The organism is Streptomyces sp. TG1A-60 (genome assembly GCF_037201975.1).
GTDB lineage: Bacteria > Actinomycetota > Actinomycetes > Streptomycetales > Streptomycetaceae > Streptomyces.
Window position 1 is genome coordinate 1,394,795 of sequence record NZ_CP147520.1, and the last position, 26,245, is coordinate 1,421,039.

8 protein-coding genes and 1 pseudogene are annotated in these 26,245 nt (G+C 72.7%); 7 read left to right on the forward strand and 2 right to left on the reverse strand.

Annotated elements, in window-relative coordinates; genetic code table 11:
• Positions 1-12: 12 nt before the first annotated feature.
• Genes WBG99_RS05620 through asnB form a run of 3 tightly spaced genes read left to right on the forward strand, consistent with a single transcriptional unit; the run spans position 13 to position 9,378 of the window.
• On the forward strand, positions 13-6,942 hold the full coding sequence (locus tag WBG99_RS05620) for a beta-ketoacyl synthase N-terminal-like domain-containing protein (RefSeq protein ID WP_338895247.1): 6,930 nt from the start codon (positions 13-15) through the stop codon (positions 6,940-6,942).
• A 60-nt stretch (positions 6,943-7,002) separates the two neighbouring features.
• Positions 7,003-7,503: an SRPBCC family protein gene (locus tag WBG99_RS05625; RefSeq protein WP_338895248.1), complete on the forward strand. Its 501-nt coding sequence runs from the start codon at positions 7,003-7,005 to the stop codon at positions 7,501-7,503.
• Positions 7,504-7,554: 51 nt separating this feature from the next.
• On the forward strand, positions 7,555-9,378 hold the full coding sequence (asnB, locus tag WBG99_RS05630) for an asparagine synthase (glutamine-hydrolyzing) (protein WP_338895249.1): 1,824 nt from the start codon (positions 7,555-7,557) through the stop codon (positions 9,376-9,378).
• 132 nt (positions 9,379-9,510) lie between these two features.
• Here the strand turns inward: asnB and WBG99_RS05635 are convergent, their stop codons facing one another.
• Positions 9,511-10,806, reverse strand: coding sequence for a protein kinase (locus WBG99_RS05635; protein ID WP_338895250.1), 1,296 nt, complete (start codon positions 10,804-10,806; stop codon positions 9,511-9,513).
• A gap of 400 nt (positions 10,807-11,206) precedes the next feature.
• Here WBG99_RS05635 and WBG99_RS05640 point away from each other — a divergent pair, with 400 nt between their 5' ends.
• The 4 genes and pseudogenes from WBG99_RS05640 to WBG99_RS05655 form a co-directional block, all read left to right on the forward strand.
• The gene (locus WBG99_RS05640) at positions 11,207-19,759 is read left to right on the forward strand and encodes an amino acid adenylation domain-containing protein (protein WP_338895251.1); all 8,553 of its coding nucleotides are present in this window, start codon (positions 11,207-11,209) and stop codon (positions 19,757-19,759) included.
• Positions 19,752-23,555 (forward strand): beta-ketoacyl synthase N-terminal-like domain-containing protein, encoded by a 3,804-nt coding sequence (locus WBG99_RS05645; RefSeq protein WP_338895252.1) that lies wholly within the window; start codon positions 19,752-19,754, stop codon positions 23,553-23,555. Before WBG99_RS05640 ends, WBG99_RS05645 begins: the two co-directional genes overlap by 8 nt.
• 65 nt (positions 23,556-23,620) lie before the next feature.
• On the forward strand, positions 23,621-24,403 hold the full coding sequence (locus WBG99_RS05650; protein WP_338895253.1) for an SDR family oxidoreductase: 783 nt from the start codon (positions 23,621-23,623) through the stop codon (positions 24,401-24,403).
• A gap of 71 nt (positions 24,404-24,474) precedes the next feature.
• Positions 24,475-25,266, forward strand: a pseudogene (locus WBG99_RS05655) (alpha/beta fold hydrolase); the annotation flags it as partial.
• Between the two features lie 131 nt (positions 25,267-25,397).
• Here the strand turns inward: WBG99_RS05655 and WBG99_RS05660 are convergent.
• Positions 25,398-26,009, reverse strand: coding sequence for a response regulator transcription factor (locus WBG99_RS05660; protein WP_338900232.1), 612 nt, complete (start codon positions 26,007-26,009; stop codon positions 25,398-25,400).
• Positions 26,010-26,245: the final 236 nt, after the last annotated feature.

Consider the following 26,245-nt stretch of genomic DNA (forward strand, 5'->3'; position numbering starts at 1 on the left):
GAGAGCGCAACCGTGGCGCACAGCGAGACCACCGAGGACAAGCTCCGCTACTTCCTCAAGAAGGTGACGGCCGACCTCCAGCAGACCCGCGCGCAACTGACGGAGCTGGAGTCCGTCGAGGGCGAGCCGATCGCCGTCGTCGGCATGTCGTGCCGGTACCCCGGCGGTGTCGGGTCGGCGGACGGGCTGTGGGAGCTGGTCCTGGAGGGCCGGGACGCGACGTCTCCCTTCCCGACCGACCGGGGCTGGGACCTCGAGTCGCTGTACGACCCGGACCCGGACGTGCCGGGGACGACGTACAACCGCGAGGGAGGTTTCCTCGACGAGGCCGGCCACTTCGACGCCGGTTTCTTCGACATCGCCCCCCGCGAGGCCCTCGCCATGGACCCGCAGCAGCGGCTGCTGCTGGAAACCGCGTGGGAGGCGTTCGAGCACGCCGGCATCGACCCGACGACGCTGCGGGGCAGCCGCACGGGCGTGTTCATGGGCACCGGCCAGCAGGACTACGCGGCGCTCGTGCGGAACGCCCCCGAGCTGGAGGGCTATCTCATCGGCGGCCTCGCCGCGAGCGTCCTGTCGGGACGGCTGTCGTACTTCTTCGGCCTTGAGGGCCCTGCGCTCACCGTCGACACGGCGTGCTCGGCGTCGCTGGCCGCCCTGCACGTGGCCGTTCAGTCGCTGCGGCGCGGCGAGAGCGAACTGGCCCTGGCCGGCGGGGCGACCGTGATGGCCGGACCCGGCATGTTCACCGCGACGGCGCGCCAGCGCGGCGTGTCGTCCGACGGCCGTTGCAAGGCCTTCGCCGCCGCGGCGGACGGTACGGGCTTCAGTGAGGGCGCCGGTGTCCTCGTACTGGAACGTCTCTCGGACGCGCGTCGCAACGGGCACCGGGTGCTCGCCGTCGTCCGCGGCAGCGCCGTCAACCAGGACGGCGCCTCCAACGGCCTGACCGCCCCCAGCGGGCCCTCCCAGCAGCACGTCATCCGGCAGGCCCTCGCCGACGCCCGCCTCACCCCCGCCGACGTGGAGGTGGTGGAGGCGCACGGCACCGGCACGACGCTGGGTGACCCGATCGAGGCGCAGGCGCTGCTCGCGACGTACGGCCAGGATCGCGAAGAGCCTTTGTGGCTGGGCTCGTTCAAGTCCAACGTCGGGCATACTCAGGCCGCCGCCGGTGTCGGCGGCATCATCAAAATGATCATGGCGATACGCCACGGCATCCTGCCCAGGACCCTCCACGTCGACGCGCCCACCCCGCACGTGGACTGGTCGGCGGGCAAGGTGGAACTGCTCACCGAGCAGCGCGAGTGGCCGGCCACGGACCGGCCCCGCCGCGCCGCGGTCTCCTCCTTCGGCGTCAGCGGCACCAACGCGCACGTGGTGCTGGAGCAGGCGCCCGCCGAGACTTCGGAGGCGGCGGACGAGCCCGCTCCGTCCGTCGCGCCCATCGCGCCGGTCGTGCCGTTGGCCCTCTCCGCCCGCGACACCGCCGCGCTGCGCGCCCAGGCCGGGCGTCTGGCCGCTCGCCTCGACGACCTTCCGGACGTACGCGAGGTGGCACACGCACTCCTCACCCAGCGAGCCGCCCTCGACCACCGCGCGGTGGTCCTCGGCACCGACCGGGACGAACTCCTGGCCGGACTCGAGGCCCTGGCCACCGGTGCCGCGGCTCCCGGGGTCATCACCGGGCAGGGTCAGTACGAGCGTCCGGTGTTCGTCTTCCCCGGCCAGGGCTCGCAGTGGATCGGCATGGCCACCGAACTCCTGGAAACCTCCGACGTGTTCGCCCGGTCGATCGCCGACTGCGAGGCCGCCCTCGCCCCGTACGTCGGCTGGTCCCTCACCGAGTTGTTGTGCGGCGGAGAGCGGATCTCCCGCTCCGACGTCGTGCAACCCGCCCTGTTCTCGGTGATGGTCTCCCTCGCCGCCCTGTGGCGCTCCCTCGGCGTCGAACCCGCCGCCGTCATCGGCCACTCCCAGGGCGAGATCGCCGCAGCCGTCGTCGCCGGCGCCCTCACCCTGGAGGACGCCGCCAGGATCGTCTCGCTGCGCAGCCAGGTCCTGCGCGCCTGCTCCGGACAGGGCGGCCTGGTCTCCCTGGCGGTCTCCGAGGAGCGGGCAGGCGAGCTGATCGCGCCCTGGCAGGGCCGCATGTCCGTCGCCGTCCTCAACGGCCCCGCGGCCACCGTCGTCGCCGGAGAGCCGCGGGACCTCGACGCACTCGTCGCCCTGTGTGAGGAGAAGGAGATCCGCGCCCGCCGCATCGACGCCGACTACGCCTCCCACTCCCCGTACGTCGAACCCGTCAAGGACGACCTCGTCCGGGCCCTCTCGGGCGTCACGCCCCGTTCGGGCAAGGTCCCGTTCTACTCGACGGTCACCGGCGAACTCGTCGACACCGCCGGGCTCGACGCCGACTACTGGTACGCGAACCTGCGCCAGCCCGTCCGCCTCATCGACGCGGTCCGCACCGCGTTCGCCGAAGGCCACACGGCGTTCATCGAGTGCAGCCCCCACCCCGTCCTCACCCTCGCCCTCGAGGCCAACGCCGAGGAGACGGAGCGCGACATCTTCGTCACCGGCACTCTCCGCCGCGACGAGGGCGGCTGGCCCCGGGTCCTCACCTCCGCCGCCCAGGCCCACACCCATGGCCTCCCCGTCGACTGGAGCGGGGTCACGACCCCGCCCGGCCGGGTCCTGGACCTGCCGACCTATCCCTTCCAGCGCAAGCGTTACTGGGTGGACGTCCAGCGGGCGGGCGCCGCCCCCGCGCCCATGGGCGCCGTCCCCGCGTTCGCGTCGGCGGGCGCCAGCCAGGAATCCGGGGGCGACGTCGAGGGCACGGACCTGGCACGCCGGCTGGCAGAACTGCCCGAGGCCGACCGGAAGCAACGGGTGCTGGAGCTGGTGGTGGACCATGCCACGGCCGTGCTGGGCCTCCAGGACCCCGTCCCGCCCGGCCGCACCTTCAACGACCTCGGCTACGCCTCGATGACCGCCGTGGAACTGCGCAACCGGCTGCGCGCCGCGACCGGCACCCGTCTGTCGGCGTCCGTCGTCTTCGACCACCCGACGCCGCAGGCCCTCGCCGGGCATCTGCTCGACCGGCTCTGCGGCACCCGGGACCGTGCTCCGGTGGTCCGGGCCGACGCGGCCGCGGACGGCGACCCGATCGCGGTCGTCGCGATGGCCTGCCGCTACCCCGGAGGCGTACGGGGGCCGGAGGACCTGTACCGGCTGGTCGCGGACGGCACCGACGCGATCTCGTTCTTTCCCAAGGACCGCGGCTGGGACGTGGAGGCGGTCTACGACCCCGACCCGGAGCGCGTCGGCCACACGTACACCCGCGAGGCCGGCTTCATCGACGACGTCGACCGCTTCGACGCGGCGTTCTTCGGGATCAGCCCGCGCGAGGCCCTCGCCATGGACCCGCACCAGCGGCTGCTCCTGGAGACCTCCTGGGAACTGTTCGAGCGCGCCGGCATCGATCCGACCACCCTGCGCGGCAGCCGTACCGGCGTCTTCGCGGGCATCAGCGGGCAGGACTATCCGCAACTGGTGGCGGGCACGTCCGCGCGGCAGGGCGTCGAGGCCTTCATGATGACGGGCAGCGCGGCCAGCGTGCTGTCCGGCAGGATCTCGTACACCTTCGGCCTGGAGGGGCCTGCGGTGACCGTGGACACCGCGTGCTCGTCGTCGCTGGTGGCGCTGCACCTGGCGGCGCAGTCGCTGCGCTCGGGCGAGTGCGAGCTGGCCCTGGCCGGCGGTGCCACCGTGCTGTCGACTCCGGAGGCGTTCATCGGCTTCAGCCGGACGCGCGGACTGTCCGCGGACGGCCGGTGCAAGCCGTTCTCGGCCCACGCCGACGGTACGAGCTGGGGCGAGGGCGTCGGTCTGCTGCTGCTCGAGCGGTTGTCGGACGCCCGGCGCAAGGGGCGTCGCGTGCTGGCCGTCCTGCGCAGCAGCGCCACCAACCAGGACGGCGCCAGCAACGGGCTGTCCGCACCCAACGGCCCCTCCCAGCAGCGCGTCATCCGCCAGGCCCTCGCCAACGCCGGCCTCGTCCCCGCCGACGTCGACGCCGTGGAGGCGCACGGCACCGGCACCACGCTCGGCGACCCGATCGAGGCGCAGGCGCTGCTGGAGACCTACGGGCAGGACCGGCCGGCCGATCGGCCACTGTGGGTGGGCTCGGTGAAGTCCAACATCGGGCACACGGCCGCCGCCGCCGGAGTTGCCGGTGTGATCAAGATGGTGAAGGCGATGGAGCACGGGTTGCTGCCGCGCCTGCTGCACCTGACCGAACCGACCCCGCACGTGGACTGGTCCGCAGGGGCTGTGGAACTGCTGTCCGAGGCGGTCCCGTGGCCGGAGACCGGGCGGCCGCGGCGCGCCGGTGTGTCGGCGTTCGGCATCAGCGGGACGAACGCGCACGTGATCCTGGAGCAGCCGCCCCAGGAGGTCGAGACCCCGCGACCCGAGGCACCCGCGACGGCGCCGGGGGCCCTGCCGTGGCTGCTCTCGGCGCACAGCGCAGCCGCCCTGCGGGGGCAGGCGGAGCGCCTGCACGAGCACCTGTCCGCGCAGTCCCGGACTGACCTCACGGCCGTGGCCGGGACGCTGGCCCTCACCCGGGCCACGCTGCCGCACCGCGCGGTGGTCGTCGGCGCCGACCGGGTGGCCTTCGAGGCGGGCCTCGCGGCCCTGGCGTCGGGCGCGTCGGACCCCGGCCTGGTGCGTGGTACGCCCGCCACCGGCAGGCTCGGCTTCCTGTTCCCCGGCGAGGGCAGCCGGTTACCCGGCATGGGGCGGGAGTTGTACGGGCGGTACCCGGTCTTCGCACGGGCCTTGGACGAACTGTGCGAGGCGCTGGACCGCGAGCTGAACCCCGAGGGCGACGCGGCCCTGCCCCGGCTGCTCGAGGTGCTGTTCGCCGGGGCCGGCACCCCTGAGGCTGCCCTGCTGGACGACGCCGGGTACGCCCAGGCCGCCATGTTCGCCGTCGGCGCCGCGTCCTTCTGGCTGCTCCAGTCCTGGGAGGTGGTCCCGGACGTGCTGGGCGGCCACGCGGTCGGCGAGCTGACGGCCGCGTACGCGGCGGGCGTGCTGACGGCCGAGGACGCCTGTCGGCTGGTGGCGGCGCGCGGGCGGCTGTTGCGGGAGGCGTCCGGCGGGGGCGGGCGACGGCGGTCGTCGCGGGAATCCCGCCCGGCGTCGGCCGACGGCGCCCTGGAGGAGTTCGGCCGGCTGGCGAGCACGCTGGCCTTCCGGCCTCCGCGCATCGCCCTGCTGTCGAGCGGAACGGCCGAGGAGGCGAGCACTCCCGAGTACTGGGTGCGCCGTCTGCGTGAGGAGGCCGGTGCCCGCGACGTCGTGGGCGCCCTGCTGGACGCCGGGGTCGCGACCGTGGTCGAGCCCGGCGCGGGCGGTGTGCTGACGGCGCTCGTCGAGGATGTGGCGGCCGAACGCCCGGGCCCGGCCGTCGAGGCGGTGCCGCTGCTGCGGCACGACCACCCGGAGCAGCACAGCGCGCTCCAGGCGCTGGCCCGGCTGCACGTCCGCGGGGCGCGGGTCGACTGGTCCGCCGTCCTGGACGTCCCTGCCGACGCCCCTGTCGACCTCCCCACGTACGCGTTCCAGAGCCGCCGTTTCTGGCCGGACGGCACACTCCCGGCGGCGGCCGCGACGGGCGGCGAGGCGAGCGAGGGGCGGTCGGCCGACGACGCGGCGGCGCGGCTGCACGAACGTCTGGCGCCGCTCACGGCCGGCGCTCGTGAGGACGTCCTGCGCACCCTGGTCGCCCAGCGTGTCGCCACGGCCCTCGGGCACACCGACACCACCGAGGTCGAGGCGGCGTTCAGCCTCCCGGAGCTGGGCATCGAGTCTGTCATGGCCGCGGAGATCCGCGGCCATCTCCAGACGGCCACCGGAGCGCGGTTGCCCTCCACTGCCCTCTTCGAGCACCCCACGCTCGACGGGTTCGCCGCCCACCTCCACACGCTGCTTGTCACCGCGTCGCTGCTGCCGCCGCCCGGGGACGAGCCCGGGGACTCCCCGGCCGTCACGACCGGGACGGCCGGCCCGGAGCCCACCGGTGCGGGCGTCCTCGCCTCCCTGGCCGCACGGGCCGCGAAGGACGGTCACTTCGCCGAGTTCACCACGTTCCTTCAGGACGCCGCCCGGTTCCGGGACACGTTCGACGCGGCGGACGTCGAGGCCGGGACGGTACGGCGGCCCGTGCCGGTGCGGCTGGCGCGCGGCGGTGACGGACCCGCACTCGTGTGCTTCCCGTCGTTCGCGGGCAGGTCCGGCGCCCACCAGTACGCCCGGCTCGCCTTCGGCGCGCGCGGCGAACAGGACGTCTGGGTGCTGCCCGCGCCCGGCTTCGTCGCGGGTGAACCCCTGCCCGCGGACCTCCACGCACTGGTCCGGCTGCACGCCGACGACGTCGAACGGTGCACGGACGGCGCACCCTTCGCTCTTCTCGGGCACTCCGCCGGGGGCTGGCTCGCGAACGCGGTGACCATGGAGCTGGTGCGCCGGGGCCTGCGTCCGGCGGCCCTGGTCCTGCTGGACAGCTACGCGCCCGGCAGCCCCGTACTGCCGCACATCGGGGAGTACATCGGCCGCTCGATGGTCGAGTCCCTCGCCGAAGGCGCCGCCACCCTCCTGGACGACACCGTCCTGACCGCGATGGGCGGGATCGGCCGGGTCTTCGCGGGCTGGCGGCCGGCCGACCTCGACGTCCCGGCCCTCCAGGTCCGGGCGACCGAGTCGCTGCCGGAACCCGGGTTCCCCGACTCCGGCTGGCAGGCGCACTGGCCCGGTCAGCCCGCGCCCGTCGAGGTGGACGTGCCCGGCGACCACTTCACGATGATCACCGAGCACGCCGGGACCACCTTCGACGCGGTCCGCACCCACCTCGCGTCCCTGCCCCGGTGACCCTCATCGACCTCCCCATCTCCCCACCTCCCCACCGGACTCCGGAAGGACGACCCCCCGATGCCCACCCGCTGGTACCCGGTCGAAGAGGCCGACGACTCGCTTCTCACCACCGCGTCCCTCTACCTGACGCGCTCCGTCGACGTTCCCCACCCGGCCGAGGAGACCTGGGCGGCCCTGACCGACGACACCGGCCCGGCGCACTGGACGAAGGGCGTGAAGCGGCTGACCTGGACCTCTCCCCGGCCGTTCGGGGTCGGCACGACCCGGGAGGTCGAGACCGTCGGAGGCTTCGCCCTGCGCGAGCTCTTCTACCGCTGGGACGAAGGACACCGCAAGACGTTCACCGTCGTCGCGAGCACCCGCGACATGTTCCGGCACCTCGTGGAGGACTACGTCGTGGAGTCCACCCCGGACGGCTCCCGGCTCACCTGGCAGTGGGCCGGCGAGCTGAACCGCCCGTGGTCGTATCTGAAGCCCGTGCTGAAGCGGCTCGTCCTGGAACCGACGGCCCGCTCCCACATCGACGGACTGCCGGCCCACATGGCGGCCAACCGTTGACACCCGCGCGAACCTGACCAAGACCGAACGAGACATCAGGAGAAGACGGATATGTGTGGGATCGTCGGCTGGATAGCCTTCCAGCGTGACCTGGAGAAGGAACGCCCCACGTTGGACGCGATGACCGCCACCATGGTCTGCCGCGGCCCGGACGCCGGGGGGACCTGGGTGTCGCCGCACGCCGCCCTGGGGCACCGCCGGCTGTCGGTGATCGACCTGGAGGGTGGTGTCCAGCCCATGACGGTGGACACCCCGGACGGGCCGGTGGTGATCACGTACAGCGGTGAGGCGTACAACTTCCGGGAGCTGCGCGACGAACTGCGGCGCCGTGGCCACGCGTTCCGCACCTCCAGTGACACCGAGGTCGTCCTGCGCAGCTACCTGGAGTGGGGCGAGGAGGTCGCCGACCATCTCCTCGGCATGTTCGCGCTGGGCATCTGGGACGGCCGCAAGGACCGCCTGATCCTGCTGCGCGACCAGCTCGGCATCAAGCCTCTGCACGTGTACGAGACCGAGGACGGTGTCCTGTTCGGATCGGAGGCCAAGGCCATCCTCGCTCATCCGGACGTGCAGGCCGTGGTGGACGCGGACGGCTTCCGGGAAATGATGGGGTACGTCAAGGAACCCGGCCGGTCCCCGTGGAAGGGCATGCGGGAGGTCAAGCCAGGCACCATGCTGATCGTCGACCGGGCCGGGGTGCGCGAGCGGGTCTACTGGCGGCTGGAGGTCGAGGAGCACCACGACGACACGGAGACGACGGTACGCCGTGTCCGTGAGCTGCTGGAGGACAGCGTCAGCCGGCAGCTGGTCGCGGACGTACCACTGTGCCTGCTGCTCTCCGGCGGTCTGGACTCCAGTGCCCTGACGGCCCTGGCCGCCCGCAAGCTGGCCGAAGAGGGCCGGGAGACCATGACGTTCACGGTCGACTTCGAGGATCCGGACGGCTTCCGCGGCGACGAGTTCCGCAGCTCGCCGGACGCTCCCTTCGCCCACGAGGTCGTGGACCACGTCGGCACGCTGCACAGCGACATCCGGCTGGACCACCAGCAGCTGGCCGACCCCGACGTACGCCGGGCCGTGATCGCGGCCCAGGATCTTCCGTTCAACTTCGGCGAGGGCGACAACTCCCTCTACCTGCTGTTCAAGGCGATCCGCGAGCACTCGACGGTGGCCCTGTCCGGCGAGTCCGCCGACGAGACGTTCGGCGGTTACCCGTGGTTCCACATCCCCGCGGTGCAGCAGACCGCGATGTTCCCCTGGCTGACGGCCGCGCAGCCCGCCAGGACGTACGACCGGGAGCTGACGCTCGACACCCTGGACCTGCCCGGCTTCCTGGCGCAGCGCTGGTCCGACACGGTCGCGCGAGTGCCGTCCCTGCCCGGCGAGGACCCGCACGAGCGCCGGATGCGCGAGTTCTGCTACGTCCATGTGACCAACTGGCTCGGCACGTTGCTGGACCGCAAGGACCGGATCAGCATGGCGGTCGGCCTGGAGGTGCGGGTTCCGATCTGCGACCACCGGCTGGTGCAGTACGTCTTCAACACGCCGTGGTCGATGAAGACGTTCGACGGCCGCGAGAAGAGCCTGCTGCGCGCCGCCGTGCGCGACACGCTGCCGGCCTCGGTGGCGGACCGGGTCAAGGCGAGTTTCCCGCTGACCCAGGAGCTGAGCTACCTCAGGGAGGTGCAGCGCCAGGTCGGCGAGCTGCTGTCGGCCGGCGACCGCGCGGTGGAGTTCTTCGACCGGGCGCTGCTCACCGAGGCCGTACGCGGGAAGCCGGAGACCCTGACGCGCGACGGGCGTGACGTGCTCGAGCAGGTCCTCGACCTGGCCGTCTGGCTCGACCTCTACCGCCCCACCATCAAGCTGTCCTGACTTCGCGTCGCGGAACGAGTCGAGGGGCGCGGCCGAGGCCGTGCCCCTCCGCCCGCCCCTGAAGGGGCCCGGCCCATCCTCCACGTCGGAGCAGACGCCCTGCGCCTTCAGCCGTTTGAAAGCGACGCGGTGTCAGGCAGTCGCGTCGGAGCGCCGCTCCTCGTCGGACTTGGCGAGAGCGAGCAGGCTCGCGTGGACCTCGTCGCCCAGCTCGCGCATGAACAGCCGGCTGAAGCAGGCGGTGTGGTGCGGGAACTCGATGGCGAGACGGCGGTCGAACGTCGTGACGCAGGCCATGATCGGGCTGCGGCCGGCCTGCGGGAAGTAGTGTTCGCGGGCGGGCACGAGCCGTACGTCGGTGATCCGCGTGCCCTCCGGAAGGCGCGGGCCGGACACGGCTCCCATGTTGGTGACGATGACCGTGCCGAGGTGGAGTGTCGGATGCCGCGGGGCCGACGGCATGATCCGCATCTCCCGGAAGTGGTCGCCGCGGTCGAGGAAGTCCCGCATGCCGTCGCCGACTTCACGGGCCAGCTCCAGGACGTCGGTGTCCTCGCCGACGGGCAGGGCCTGCAGATGCATGGTGACCGCGGCGACCATGACCGTGGCGGGCACCCGCGGCGACAGACGCGAGCGCAGATCGACCGGTGACACGCAGCTCAGGACGCGCGGATCCGTGCCGTCCATGCGCCGGCGGGCCGCAAGCAGCAGGACGGCGCTGATCAGGGCGTGCACGGACAGACCTTCCACACGGGCCCGCTCGCGCAACCCGGCGGTCGGTTCGGTGTCGAGCAGCAGCCGCTGGACCTCGATGCGGTGGGGCTCCTCGGGCGTTTCCTCCGTCGCCTTCACGTCGTACGGGACGAGTTCGACCGGGCGGCGGCCGACGTTCTCCACACGCTGTTCCAGGTACTTCGCCGTCTCTGCCGCGTCCGAGCGGGGCAGCAGTGTGCTGATGGGCCCGGGGAATTCGGCAACGGGCGTGCGCGGGGCCCGGGTGCCGCCCATGAGCTCCCGGTAGCGGTCCCAGAGGGTGTTGAGCAGGGTGATCCCGCTGTGTCCGTCGGTGATGACGTGGTCGATGCTCAGTACCAGGGTGTGCCGCTCCTCGTCGGGGTCGCTCACGAGGACCACCCGGGCCAACGGACCCCCCACCGTCAGCGGGGTGTTGAGCTCCTCTTGATACGCCTGCCCGTCTCCGGTACGCGTCCGCAGCCGGGGTCGCTCGGCCTCCGGGAGAGATTCGAGGGCGTGGCCGTCGCCGTCCGGGACGATGTGCGTCAGCAGCTGCGGCTGCTCCGCCGTGACCGCCTCGAACGCCGCGGACAGGACCGCCGAGTCGACGGGACCGTCCAGGGCGCAGGAAAGGACCGCCCTGCTTCGCTGGGCGACGTAAAGGTTTTCCACGGGGCACAGCGTGCGTCGCATGCAAACAGCCTTTCTGCTCGTCGAACTTGCCGGTGATATTCACTTGAATGACCGGCTCACGCGGCAGGATAAAGCGGCCCCTGGAGCGGGCGCGACGGAATCCGGAACCTTGAGGAAACAGTCGAGCGCGACTCAAGGAGAGTCCGAGGTACCGCAGGTGCTTCGGGGCGTCGCGCCTCAGACCAATTCCCTTCGACCAAACCCGGAAGCAGCGCGTGAGAAGTTACCTTGAGTCTTGTTCGCGCATCACTTGAGCCTCCCTGGAGCGCCTTGACTGGCCGACTCCCGATCGATCACTGTGGGGCGGCGCAAGGTGATCGCCGCCTGCCCATATTCCCCATTCGACAGCATCCAACGGGTGATTCGTGTGAATCCCGCTCGTCATTGAGGGGTTGGTGCCATGTCCATCCAGCAGCACGAACATCGCCCGCTGTCGGGAGCCCAGGAGGGTCTGTGGTTCGCCGGGCGGCTGGCGACGCACCCTGCCGCCTGCAACACCGGCGAGTACGTGGAGATACACGGCCCGATCGACGCCGGCCTGTTCGAGGCCGCGCTGCGCCGTACGGTCGGGGAGGCCGACACCTTCGCGCTGCGTTTCGTCGAGACCCCGGACGGCCCCCGCTGCGTCGCGGCCGGCGACCCGGACGACTGGCCGTTGCACCGTGTCGATGTCAGTGCCGAGCCCGCTCCACGGGCCGCGGCGGAGGACTGGATCCGGCGGGACCTGACGACGGCGACCGACCTCGTCGCGGGGCCGCTGTTCTCGCACGCGCTGATCACACTGGGGCCGGACCGGTTCATCTGGTTCCTACGGGCCCATCACATCCTGCTGGACGGTTACAGCTACAAGCTGGTGGCCCGTCGGCTGGCCGACACGTACACCGCTCTCGCCGCCGGGCGCGAGCCGGAGCCCGCCGGCTTCGAGCCGGTCGCCCGGCTCCAGGCCGAGGAAGCCGCCTACTTCGCCTCCGAGCATCACGACCGGGACAGCGCGTACTGGGCATCCCGGCTGGCCGGTCTGCCCGACCCGGTCCGTCTCACCGAGCGCACGGCCCCGCCCGAGGCGCCCTTCCTGCGCTGCACCCACGACCTCACACCCGCCGAGACCGAGGCGCTCAGCGCGGCGGCGGCCCGCCTCGGTGTCTCGCGCACCGACCTGCTGGTGGGTGCCGTCGCCGCGTATCTGCACCGCATGACCGGCGCCGACGATCTGGTCCTGGGCCTGGCCACCCTGAGCCGGATCGGCTCGGCCTCGCTGCGCACGCCCGGCACGGCCTCCGACATCCTGCCTCTGCGCGTCCCCGTCTCCCCCACCGCGCCGGTGGGCGATCTGATGCGGTCAGTGGCCGAGGAGCTGCGGTCGCTGCGCCGGCACCAGCAGTACCGGGGCGAGTTCGTGCGCCGCGACCTGGGTCTCATGGGCGCGGGGCGGAACGTGCACGGACCGGTGGTCAACATGGTCCCGTTCGCCGAGGACCTGACGTTCGCCGGGCACCCCTCGACCTCCCACCACCTCTCCGGCGGCGCGGTCGACGACCTGCAGATCAGCGTGCGCCCGGGAGCCGAGGCCGGCGGCCTGTGGCTGGCGTTCGACGCCAATCCGGCGGCGTACGAGCAGGCCGAACTGGACACCCACCTGCGGCGGTTCCTCTTCCTGGTGGACCAACTCGCGTCCTCAGACGGGCAGTCGGCACTCGCCGACGTATCACTGCTGCTGCCGGGCGAGGAACCGCAGACCCGGCCCCGGCGCGCCTACAGCGTCACGGGCACCCTCACCCGGCGCTTCGAGGAACAGGCGTCCCGCGTTCCGCACGCCACCGCGGTGAGCTACGAGCGGGTTCAACACAGCTACACCGAACTCAACGCGGACGCCAACCGGTTGGCGCGACTGCTCGTCGAGCGCGGTGCGGGACCGGGCAAGGTGGTCGCGCTCGCGCTGCCTCGCGGGACGCGCCTCGTCGTGGCGCTGCTCGCCGTGCTGAAGACGGGGGCCGCGTATCTGCCGTTGGACACCGGTCACCCGGCCGAGCGGCTGCGGCTCGTCGCCGAGGACGTACCACCGGTCGTGCTCGTCACCGACACCGCAACCGTGGGGGCGCTTCCCGCGATACCGGCGCCGACCGTCGTCCTGGGCAGCCCGGAGACCGACGGGGACCTCGCCGTACGCCCGCCCGGCGACCTCACCGACGCGGACCGCACCGGACCCACGGGCCCGGACGACATCGCGTACATCATCCACACCTCCGGCTCCACCGGCCGCCCCAAGGGCGTCCCCGTTCCGCACTCCAATGTGCTGCGGCTGTTCGAAGCGTCCGCCGAGCACTTCGACTTCGGCGCGGACGACGTGTGGACGCTCTTCCACTCGTACGCCTTCGACTTCTCCGTCTGGGAGGTCTGGGGTCCGCTGCTGCACGGCGGACGGCTCGTCGTCGTGCCGTCCGCGGTCAGCCGCTCGCCGCGCGACCTCCTGCGGCTGCTGCGGGAAGAGCGGGTCACGGTGCTCAATCAGACGCCGTCCGCGTTCGAGCAGCTGATGCAGGCGGATCTGGAAGGCGAGCACGCCGAAACGGCCCTGCGGTACGTCGTGTTCGGCGGCGAGACGCTGAGGGTGGAGCGGTTGCGGCCGTGGGCGGACCGGTACGGCCTGGACGCGCCGGCGCTTGTCAACATGTACGGCATCACCGAGACGACCGTCCATGTCACCTTCCAGCGCCTGACCCGTGCCCACCTGGACGATCCACGCCGACCGAGCGTGATCGGCACTCCGCTGGCCGATCTCTGCGTCCACCTGCTCGATGCGGCACTCCGGCCCGTTCCGCCCGGGGTGACCGGCGAGATGTATGTGTCGGGGGCGGGTCTGGCACCCGGCTACCTCGGGCGGCCCGAGCTGACGGCCGAGCGGTTCGTGAAGGACCCGTTCGGCTCGCCCGGCACGCGGATGTACCGCACCGGCGACCTCGCCCGGCGTGGGGCCGACGGGATCCTGGAGTACGCTGGACGCGCCGACGAGCAGGTGAAGATCCGCGGGTTCCGTATCGAACCCGGCGAGATCAAGGCCGTGCTCGCCGATCACGCGGACGTCGCCTCGGCGGCGGTCGTCGTACGGCGGACCGCGGACGGCGACCCGCGGCTCGTCGCGTACGCCGTGCCCGTCGAGGGACACCACCCGGCCCCGGCCGAGCTGCGCGCCCGCCTGGCCGAGCGGCTGCCCGGTCACATGGTCCCGGCTGCCTGTGTGCTGATCAACGCGCTGCCGCTGACCGCGAACGGCAAGCTCGACGTGCGGGCCCTGCCCGAGCCGGACTTCACCGACGCCGCGGCGGGGCAGCGCGCCACGACGCCCGAACAGGAACTGGTCTGCCGGCTGTTCGCCGAGGTGCTGCGGCTGCCCGAGGACTCCGTGGGCGTGGGCGCCGACTTCTTCGACCTGGGCGGGCACTCGCTGCTGGCGGTGCGGCTGCTGGCCAGGCTGCGTGCCGAGACGGGCCAGGACATCCCGATGACGGCGCTCTTCGACACGCCCACCCCCGCTGCCCTGGCGCTCCGGCTGACGGAGGAGTCCGGTACGGCGGTCCGGCTGCCCCCGCTGGCGGCGGCGACGCGTCCTGAGCGGGTGCCGCTGTCGTCCGCGCAGGAGCGGATGTGGTTCCTCAACCGGCTGGACGGCGCGGCTGCGACGTACAACATCCCGCTGGTCGTCCCGCTGGAGCACGACCTCGACGAGGAGGCGCTGCGCTCGGCGCTCGCCGATGTCGTGGACCGGCACGAGAGCCTGCGCACGGTGTTCACGGACGACGGGGACGGTCCGCGCCAGCGGATCCTGCCGCCCGGGACGCTGCGTCCGGAGCTGCGGATCGTGGACTGCCCGGGCGAGGAGGTGGACGCTCAGGTCGCCGCGGCGGGCCGGCACAGCTTCGATCTGACGCGGGAGAGCCCCCTGTGGGCCGCGGTCGTGGGCACCGGGGCGCGGCGCACGCTGCTGCTCGTCCTGCACCACAGCGCGGCCGACGGCTGGTCGCTGCGGCCCCTGGGGGAGGATCTGAGCGCTGCCTACGAGGCCCGCCGGGAGGGCCGGGCGCCGCACGGGAAGCCGCTGCCGGTGCAGTACGCCGACTATGCGCTGTGGCAGCACGGGGTTCTGGCTCCCGCGCCCGAGGGGCCCGGCCGACTGGAGCAGCTCACCGGTTTCTGGCGCGAGGCTCTGACGGGGCTGCCCACGGAGAGCACTCTGCCCGCCGACCGGGCCCGGCCCGCGGTGGCCGGCGGCGCGGGCGCGCGTGTGTCGGCGACCGTGGACGCGGCGCTGCACGAGCGGCTGGAGCGGCTGGCGGACGCCGAGGACGCGAGCCTGTTCATGGTCCTGCACGCCGCCGTGGCCGCGTTGCTGTCCCGCTGGGGCGCCGGCACCGACCTGGCGATCGGCACGCCTGTGGCCGGACGCTCCGAGGCAGCGCTGGACGACGTCATCGGGCTGGTCACCAACACACTCGTGCTGCGGACCGACGTCTCGAACGACCCCGACTTCCGCGAACTGCTCGCGCGGATCCGGCGGTTCGACCTCGCGGCACTGGACCACCAGGACCTACCGCTCGACCTGCTCGTCGACGACCTGAACCCGCCCCGGCACCCGGCCCGCCATCCGCTGTTCCAGGTCATGCTGGCCCTGCAGAACAACGAACCGGCCGTGCTCCGACTCGGCGACCAGCGCACCCCACTGCGTCCCACGGCCACCGGCACCGCCAAGTTCGACCTCTTCGTGGATGTCATGGAACGGCGCGACGCGCAGGGCGCGCCCGACGGCCTGGACCTCCATGTCGAGTACGCCACCGACCTGTTCGCCCCGGAGACCGCCGTCTGCTTCACGGAGGCACTGTCCGCCGCTCTCGATGCCGTGAGCGCGGATCCGGCGCTACGAGTGAGCGGCCTGCCCGCACGCGGGCCCCGGCCGCAGAGCCTGCCCGATGACCTGGCCGCCGTGGCCCTGGAGGTCGCCGGTGTGCGTGACGCGGTCGCGCTGCCGCCCGGCGAGGCCTTCTGCGCGCCGGCCCTGTATGTGGTGCCTGGGCGGGAGACCGCGCCCGGCCAGGTGGAGCACTCCCTCGACGCCACGCGCGTCATCGCCGTGAACGGGCTGCCGCGCACCGCGGAAGGCGCCCTGGACATCGCCGCCCTGCGTGCGCTGCCCGCCGTCGACCGAACCGCCGCCGCCCGCTGGGAGCGGGAGTTGGCCGGGCTCGCCGGAGTCCGCGGGGCGAGTGTCGAACTGGAGGAGTTCCCGGAGGAGTTGGGCCGGATCCACGCCGGGCCGCCGCGGACCGGGCTCCGGCCGGAGACCTCCCCGGGGCCCGGGTCGCGGTCCGGCCGCGTCCCCGCTCTCAGCGCGGGCCCGCCCCTGCCCGAACCGTCCGTCCCGAGCTGGGCGGCAGCCCTCACCCGCGCGGCGGCGGGGCCGCACGGCGAGATCGTGCACGTGCGCGCCGACGGCAGCGAGGCCCGCCGCAGCTATGCCTCACTCGTCGAGGAGGGCTCGCGCGTCCTGGCCGGACTGCGGGAGAAGGGGCTGCGTCCCGGCGATCAGGTCATCCTCCAGTGCTCGGACACGGAGGACTTCGTGGCCGTGCTGTGGGGCTGTGTCCTCGGCGGGTTCGTGGCCGTGCCCCTGACCGTGCCCGCCTCCTACACCACCCCCTCGGCCGCCGTCACCAAGCTGGAGGGCATCTGGCGGATGCTGGACCGGCCGTGGATCGTCGCCTCGCCGTCGGACGCGCCCGGCCTGCGGCAGCTCGCCGAGCGGGACGGCTGGCCGGGGCCGCGGCTGACCACCGCCGACGTACTGCGCGAGGCGCCCGAGGACCGCGGTTGGCACGAAGCGGCACCGGACGACCTGATCCTGATGCTGATGACCTCGGGCAGCACCGGCCTGCCCAAGGCCGTGCGGATCACCCACCGGGGCGTTCTGACCCGGTCGGCGGCCACCGAGGCGATGAACGGCCTCGGCGAGCACGACGTCAGCCTCAACTGGATCCCGCTGGACCATGTGACCGGCGTGGTGATGTTCCACCTGCGGGACGTGTACCTCGGCTGCCGCCAGGTCCACGCGCCGACCTCCTGGATCCTCCAGGACCCGCTGCGCTGGGCCGACCTCGCCGACCGGCACCGTGTCACCGTCACCTGGGCGCCCAACTTCGCCTTCGGACTCTTCGCCGACCAGGCGCACCGCTTCGAGGGCCGCACCTGGGACCTGTCGCCGATGCGGCTCGTGATGAACGCCGGCGAGGTCGTCGTGGCCTCGGCCGCGCGCCGCTTCGTGCATGAGCTGCGCCCGTTCGGGCTGCCGCAGGACGTGATGCACCCCGGCTGGGGCATGTCCGAGACCTGCTCGGTGGTCACCGACAGCGTGCTGCCCGCCGAACCGCCGGGCCACGACGAGTCGTTCGTCAGCTGCGGGCTGCCCTACCCCGGGTTCGCCATGCGGGTCGTCGGCGACCGGGACACCGTCCTGGCCGAGGGCGACGTCGGGCGACTCCAGGTGCGCGGGACCTCGGTGACCCGGGGCTACCACGACAACGCGAAGGCCAACGCGGAGTCGTTCACCGAGGACGGCTGGTTCGACACCGGCGACCTGGCCTTCCTGCGCGACGGCGAGCTGTACATCACCGGCCGGGCCAAGGACGTCATCATCGTCAACGGCGTCAACCACTTCAGTCACGAGATCGAGTCCTGCGTCGAGGAACTCCCTTGTGTCGTACGGAGTTTCACGGCCGCTGTCGCGGTCCGCTCCGATCCGTCAACGACCACCGACGAACTCGCCCTCTACTTCCATCTCGCCGACGGCCACGACCCGGCCGCCGCCCTGCGGGAGATCGGCGGCAAGGTGACACGGGAGATCGGCGTGAGCCCGGCCTTCCTCATTCCCGTCGGCACCGAGGACATCCCGAAGACCGAGATCGGGAAGATCCAGCGCACCAAGCTCCGCAAGGGTTTCGAGGCAGGCGACTTCGACGAGGCGATGCGCGAGGCGCAGCTACTGCTCGGCGGCGCGGCCACACTGCCGGACTGGTTCCTGCGGCCGGTGTGGCAGCGGGCCGACGCCCTGCATCCGCCGCTGACAGCGGCGGGGCGGCACGTCCTGGTGCTGGCCGGGCACGATCCCGAGGCCGCCGCACGCGTGGCAGGACGGCTGCGGGCCGCGGGCGGGCTGTGCACGGTGGTCACCGACGGGTCGGCGTACGAGCGGATCGACGCCGCCGCCTACCGCGTACGGCCCACTGAGGCCGGCGACTTCGCCGCCGTGCTGGAACGGCTCGGCGCCGACGGGCGCGAGGTCGACGCCGTGATCACATTCGGCTCGGCCGGCCACGCCGACCACGCCGAATCCCTGCTCGCCTTCGTCCGTGCGCTGATCGTCCGGCATGACAAGAGGCGCCCGGTGCCGCTGCTGTTCGCCACGGCCGGCGCACACGCCCTCACGCCGTACGACCGGCCGCGCTGCGACCACGCCACAACCGTGGGTCTGCTCAAGTCCCTGCGTGAGGAGCAGCCTTGGCTGCGGGGTGTGCATGTCGACCTGGCGCCGGGCGGGGACGTGGACACGCTGCTCGGCGAGCTGACGGCCGCGTCCGTGGAGGCCGAGGTCGCCCACCGGGACGGCCACCGGTATGTGCGCCGCCTGGCACCCCTGCCCGAACCGCTGCCGCGCGCCCAGCCGTCCACGGCCGGCTTCCACCTGATCAGCGGCGGCCTGGGCGGGGTGGGCATCGAGATCGCCGAGCATCTGCTCAGGACACCCGGTACGAAGCTGCTGCTGCTCGGCCGCGGTACGCCCGGCGACGAGCTGCGGCGGCTCCAACAGCTCGGGGACGTGCGCTGGGCGCGGGCCGACGTCACCGACACCGCGCAGGTGCGGGCAGCCGTACGCGAGGCGGGCGAGGCTTGGCTCGTGCCCCTGACCTCGGTGCTGCATCTGGCCGGTGCTTTCGACGAGCGGCCGGTGAGCGAGCTCGACACGGAGAGCTGGCGCACGGCTCTGGCGGCGAAGGTGCGGGGGGCCTGGGCGCTGCACGAGGTCGCGTCGGAGCACCCGGTCGACTCCTTCGTCACCTTCTCCTCCGTCAACGGCTGGTTCGGCGGCGCGATGAACTCCGCGTACGCGGCCGCCAACGCCTTCCTGGACGCGCTGGCCGTGCACCGCCGTCACCTGGGGCTGCCCGGGCAGAGCCTGGCGTGGAGCATGTGGCGCGAGCGTGGCATGAGCCGTGGCTACGAACTCGCCTCGCTGACCGAGGCCCGGGGCTATCGGGTCCTCGACCCGGCCACGGCGGTGCGTTCGTTCGACTTCGCGCTCTCCCTGGACGAGCCGCACGTACTGATCGGCGCCGACCGTACGGCGCCGTGGGTGCGCAGCCACGTCGTGGGCCCGGTACGACAGGTGCGGCGGCTCACGGCGCGGGTCGCCCTCGACGAGGGCACCGACCTCGGCGCGCTGTACCGCGAGGCGGCCCGGAGCGCGGAGGGCGACGCGTGGGTGCTGCGGTCGGCCGGAACGGCCGTCCACCGGTCCGAAGCCCCGGAAGCGGGCGAGGAGTCGCGTCGCCGCCTCGAGACACGACTCGCCGCCATCTGGTGCGCGGTGCTGGACCTGGACCGGGTCGGCCGGGACGACAACTTCTTCGGTCTGGGCGGCAACTCGCTGCTCCTGGTCGGCGCGCAGGCAGCGATCAACAAGGAACTGGGATGCGATCTGAAGGTGGTGGACCTGTTCGCGCATCCGACAGTGCGGGCGCTCGCCCGGCACCTGGCCGAGAGCGGAGTCGGCGCCGCCGAGGCCGGGGCGGCCCCCGCGCCCGAGCGGCCCACCGGCCTGGGCCTGGCCAGGCAGCAGGCGCAGCGGCAGCGTACGGCCCGCGGCGCCCGTCGCGCCGTACGGGAACGGAAGGACCGAACCGATGGCTGAGCCCACCACCGAGCCGGACGAGGAGGTCCCCGCCGTCGCCGTGATCGGCATGGCGGCACGCTTCCCGGGCGCGGACGACGTCGACGCGTTCTGGAAGAACCTGGCGGCGGGCCGGGAGGCGGTACGGCCGGTCACCGACGAGGAGTTCCTCGCGGCGGGCGGAGACCCCAAGGACCTCGACGACCCGGCCCTGATCCGGATGGCATCCGTGGTCGAGGGCATCGACCTCTTCGACGCGGACTTCTTCGGCATGAGTCCGACCGAGGCGGCTGTCGTCGACCCGCAGCAGCGGCTGCTGCTGGAGACCGCGTACCACGCACTCGAGGACGCGGGACAGGTGCGCGAGGCGCAGGAGGTCACCACCGGCGTCTACGCGGGCGCCGGCGACAGCCGCTACTACCCGGCGCACATCCATCCCCGGTACGCCGGGCAGCCGGGGTCGATGGCGCTGGTGCACGCGGCCACGGCCAACTCGCTCGGCGCGCTGGCCACCCGGATCTCCTACGAACTCGGGCTCACCGGGCCGAGTCTGTCGTTGCAGACGGCGTGCTCCACGGCGCTGGTGGCTCTGCACACCGCGTGCCAGGACCTGCTGGACTACCGCTGTGACCTGGCGCTCGCGGGGGCGGTGTTCCTCAACCCCTCGGCGGTTCTCGGCTATCGGCATGTGCAGGACGGGCCGTTCTCGCCGGACGGGCGCTGCCGGGCCTTCTCCGCGCAGGCGGCCGGCACCTCCTCGGGCAACGGGGGCGGGCTGGTCGTACTGAAGCGGCTGGAGGACGCGCTCGCCGACGGTGACCGGATCCGGGCCGTGGTGCGGGGCTCGGCGGTCAACAACGACGGGCGCCGCAAGGTCGGGTTCTCCGCACCCAGCGCGGCCGGCCAGACCGAGGTGATCCTCGCCGCGCAGGTGCAGGGCGACATCGACGCCGGCACGATCGGGCTGGTCGAGGCGCACGGTACCGCCACGCGGATCGGCGATCCGATCGAGGTGGCGGCGCTGACCGAGGCGTTCCGGCAGAGCACGGACCGACGCGGGTTCTGCGCACTGGGCTCGGTGAAGACCAACATCGGGCATCTCGGCGCGGCGGCCGGCATCGCCGGCGTCGTGAAGGCCGTACTCGCCCTCGAACACCGGCAGATACCTCCCAGCCTGCACTTCGACGCGCCGAACCCGCTGATCGACTTCGCGTCGAGTCCGTTCCGGGTACCGACCGAGCTGGAGGGGTGGCCGGACGCCGGTCATCCGCGCCGGGCGGCGGTCAGCGCCCTGGGCATCGGCGGCACCAACGCCCACGTCGTCCTCGAGGAGGCACCGGCCTCCACACCGGAGCCCCGGCCCGCCGAAACGTCCCGGCGGCATGTCCTGCCGTTGTCCGCGCGCACGGCCGGCGCGCTGCGCGGCCAGGCCGAGGCCCTGGCCCGCCATCTGGAAGTCCACCCCGAGCCACGGCTCGACGACGTCGCGCACTCCCTGCGCACCGAGCGCCCGGCCCTGCGCCACCGGCTCGCCGTCAGCGCCACGACCCCCGCCGAGGCCGTGGCCGCGCTGCGCGCCCCGCAGTCGCCGGTGGGCCCGGTGCCCGACGATCCGCCGCGGGTGGCGTTCCTGCTGCCCGGCGGCGGCACCCAGTACGTCGGCATGGGGGCCGAGTTGTACCGGGACGACGACGTCTACCGCGACGTCGTGGACCAGTGCGCGCGCGTCCTGCGGCCGGTCGTCAAGGGCGATCTGCGCACCGCTCTGTTCGAGCGGGTCGAGCCGGGCGGCATCACCTCTTTCCTCGCGCTGGTCATCACCGAGTACGCGTTGGCCAGGACGCTCATGGAGCAGGGGGTGCGCCCCGACGCACTGATCGGGCACTCGCTCGGCGAGTACACGGCGGCCTGTCTGGCCGGAGTGATGGATCTCGACGAGATGCTGCCGGTGGTCGCCGAGCGTCTGCGGCTCATCTCCGTCTGCGCCGGGGCGACCGTCGGCGTCGCCGCCTCCGCGGACGCCGTCGCGCCGCTGCTCGGCCCGGACCTGTCACTGGCGGCGGTGAACGGCCCCGCGGCCTGCACGGTCGCCGGACAGGCGGACGCGGTGGCCCGGCTCGAGGCCGAACTCACCCGCCGGGACATGCCGTTCCGCCGACTGCGTATCCCCGCCGCCGCCCACTCCCACGTCCTCGACCCGATCCTCGAGACCTTTGCCGACCGTCTGCGCACCCTGCGGCTGCGCGCGCCCAGGATCCCGTACGTCACGAATGTCACCGGCGCCTGGATCACCGACGCGCAGGCGACGGACGTACGGCACTGGGTCGAGCACACGCGGCGCACCGTGCGGTTCGCCGACGGCATCGGAACGCTGTGGGCGGACGGGCGGCCGGTGATGGTGGAGATCGGGCCCGGGGACAGCATGACCAAGCTGGCCCGCGCCGCGCTGGAGGGCGAGGACCCGGTGACGGTCACGACCATGCGGCACGCGAAAGCCGACGCGCCCGACGGATTCGTCCTCGCAGGCGCGCTCGGCAGGCTCTGGGCCGCCGGTGTCGACCCGGCGCTGCCCCACGCCGTCGATCCCGCCGGGCCGCCACGCCGGGTGCGGCTGCCCGGGTACGCCTTCGACCGGCGGCGGCACTGGATCGACGCCCCGGGCGCGCACACCGGGTCGGGGGCGGCCGAGCGGGAGCGGGCCGTGGACGCCCGGGGCGGGCGGACGCCCCGTCCGCTGCTGACCACCGAGCACGTGGCACCGCGCACGCAGCGGGAGCGGGCCGTGGCCGAGGTGTGGGAGGAGCATCTGGGTATCGACGGCATCGGCGTCCACGACAACTTCTTCGACCTCGGCGGCGACTCGATGCGGGCCGTGCTCCTCGCGGGTCGGCTGCGGGCGACAGGTGTGCTGGACGTGGCCGGCGGCTCGCTGCTGGCCGCTCCCACGGTCGCCGGCCTGCTGGAGTCGGTCGGCGAGCGAGGCGGCCCGTCCTCCGCCGCGCTCGGGCCCTTGCTGCCGCTGCGCTCCGAGGGCGCCGAGACGCCACTGTTCTGCATCCACCCCGGCGCCGGCGTCGCCTGGCGGTACACCGGACTGCTCCCCCAGCTCGGCCCGGACCAGCCGGTGTTCGGCATCCAGGCGCACGGCCTCGACGGCACCCGCCCGCCCGCGCCGGACGCAGCGTCCATGGTGGCGTCGTACGTGGACCTCGTGCGAGAGGTCCGGCCCAGGGGTCCCTACCGGCTGTTGGGCTGGTCCTACGGCGGTTTCGTCGCGCACGCCATGGCCTGCGCGCTCCAGGAGCAGGGCGAGCGGGTCGAGTTGCTGGCCATGCTGGACGCCCCGCAGACCCGGGGCATGCGCTACGTCCCGGAGCAGGTCGAGCGGCAGGTGGCCGGGCTGCTGATGCGGGTGGCGGGGCTGCCGGTCGACGCGGACACCGCGATCCCGGACGTCGACAGCGTACTGGCGCGTATCGGCGCGGTCCCGGTCGATGGCGACGCGACGGCTCCGGTGTCGCGTGCCGAGGCCACGGCGATCGCCGACGTGATGCGCAACAATCTGCGCATCGCACCGCAGTTCAGTCCCGGCGTCTACCGAGGCGAGGTGCTGTTCTTCACCGCCACCGAGGACGCCCGCACCGACGACGCCGATCTCGCGCTGGCCGCCGGAAAGGCGGACGCTTGGCGGCCGTACGTCGACGGATCGCTGACCGATCACCCCGTGCCGTGCGGCCACTACACGATGACCGAACCCGCGCCCATGGCCGTGATCGGCTCCGTGGTCGCCAAGGCGCTGCGCCCCGCCTCCGGATGAGCCGACCCTGTTCCCCCGCTACCCACCTCGCAAGACCTTCATTCATTCAGAACAAGGAGACGACCTTGGCAGGCACCGGACGACACCAGGGCAGGACCGCGCTGGTCACAGGAGGCAGCCGCGGCATCGGGCGAGCCGTCAGCAGGCGGCTGGCGCGGGAGGGGGCGCTGGTCGCCGTCCACTACGGGCACGACGCGGCGGCGGCGGACCGTACCGTCAAGGAGATCGAGACGGACGGCGGCCGGGCGTTCGCGATCCACGCGGAACTGGGCGTCCCCGGTGACGCGACCACCCTGTGGTCCGCGTTCGACCGCGAGCTAGCCGTGTACGCCCCGGATGCCGAACCGGGCCTGGACATCCTGGTCAACAACGCCGGCATCACGCTTCCGCGGACGATCGAACATGTCACCGAGGAGGACTACGACCGCGTCTTCGCCGTCAACACCAAGGCCCCGTTCTTCATCCTCCAGCAGGGCATCGGCCGACTGCGGGACGGGGGCCGGATCATCAACATCTCGTCGGGGGCCACGCGCTTCGCGTACCCAGCGATCATGACGTACTCCATGACCAAGGCGGCCATGGACCACCTGACACTGTCCCTCGCCCTCGAGCTCGCTCCGCGGAACATCACGGTGAACGCGGTCGCCCCCGGCTTCACCGAGACCGAGATCAACCCGACCCTGAAGAACCCGGAGATCCGGCAGGCGCTCTCCGCGTACTCGGCGTTCAACCGGCTCGGCCAGCCGACTGACATCGCCGACGTGGTCGCCTTCGTCGCGAGCGAGGACGCCCGCTGGGTGACCGGCCAGTGGCTCAACGCGACCGGCGGCGTCCGCCTCGGCCTGTAGACCGACCGGTTCGCGCATCCCCAGCCCGTTTCCAGCCGTTTCAAGAGGGCGTCAGTCCCAAGGAGCACTTCATGAGGGAGATTTCGGCCTTCGCGGCCGAGGAGGAGCAGCGCGTCCTGAGCCTGAAGCCGGTCCTCGCCCCGGTGCACGGGAAGTACGGTGACCATCCTCATCAGGTCTACGACGCCTGGCCCGCCGAGGACCCGGAAGCACCGCTGGTGCTGCTGCTGCACGGCGGGTACTGGCGCTACGACCGGATGCATCTGACGCCGTTCGCCTCCTGGCTGGCGAAACGGGGCTTCTCCGTGCTGCTGCCGGGCTTTCGCCGGGCCGGGGGTGCCGGCGGATATCCGGAGACCTTCGACGACATCGCCCGGATCGTCGACACGCTGCCCGAGGGCCGACCGTACGTCCTGGCCGGCCACTGCTCCGGCGGCCATCTCGCCCTGTGGTGCGCGGCCCGCGCCCTCCTGCCCGCCGACTCGCCCTGGCACACGACGTCCCTCCCACCCGCCGTGCTCGCCCTCGCCCCGCTGACCGACCTCGCGGCCACCCGCCGGGACCGTCTCAGCAACGACGCGGCGCTACAACTCCTTGGCGGATCGGGCCTGTTCGAGGCGCGGATGCAGTACGCCGATCCGCTGACGCTGCTGAAGGGGCCGCGAACGACGGGCGTACGGACCGTGCTGCTGCACGGCGCGGTCGACGAGGAGGTGCCTCTGTCGCAGTTCACGGACTACGCGGCGGTGCACGACGACCTGGAGACGGTCGCTCTGCCCGACATCGGCCACTACACACTCATCGAGCCCGACGCGCCCGGCGCGATCGCGGTCGCCGACACCGTGCGCCGCCTGGCTGCGGCCGTAGCCGTATCCGTCGATGGACACCGCCGCCCCACAGCGCCGGGATGTCCAACTCCTGGAGCGCCTCGAGATCACGACGGCCGATGCAACGCCGTTGTACCGGTGGGCCGCGGAGACACCCGCCGCCCGGCTCAGGGCAACCAGCCTTGGTCGTAGGCGATCCGGACCGCGTCGATCCGGTTCCGCGCAGCGAGCTTGGAGACGACGGAGGTCAGGTAGTTCCGGACGGTCCCTTCGGTCAGACAGAGGCTGTTGGCTATCTCGCAGACGTCGGCGCCCCGGGCAGCCTGCCGCAGGACCTCCGTCTCCCGGGCCGAGAGGGGCTTCTGCTGGAAGTTCCAGGCGTTCAGCAGCAGCTCGGCGTCGATGGCGTGCTGACCGGCGGCGACTGCACGCACCGACTTGGCGAGCTGGCCCGGCGGGGCGTCCTTGACGAGGAAGCCCCGCGCATGTGCGGCAAGCGCGCGTCGCAGCAGGCCCGGGCTGTCGGAGGAGGAGAGGATCAGGGTGCGGCAGCTCGGGAGTCTCTCGTGGAGTTCCGCCGCCGCGGTGAGCCCGTCCGTACCGGGAACGTCGATGTCGAGTACCACTACGTCGGGCCGGGTTTCCAGAGCGGTCGGTACGATGTCGTCCACCCGGCTCACCGCGCCCACAACGAGCAGATCCGATTCCATCTCTAACAGGGCGGCCAGTGCGCCGCGGACCAGATGGACGCCCTCGGCGAGCAGGATTCTGGTGTGCATGATCGCGTACTTTCGTGTCGTTCCATGCGCTCCGGCTCCAGCCGGTGCACTGCTCTGCCCCGTCGCTGTCGGCAGCGGCCGACTGACCGGGCGAAGGCCGCAGTGGTGCCCCCGCTCGGCCACCGGACTCCGCCGGGCGTGCTCCGGGATCGACCGGCCCGTGGACGCCGGGGAGTCCGGCGGCGGACGGACGACGCCGTCGTTCACCATGACGAGTCGCCCGGTGCTGCCGGACG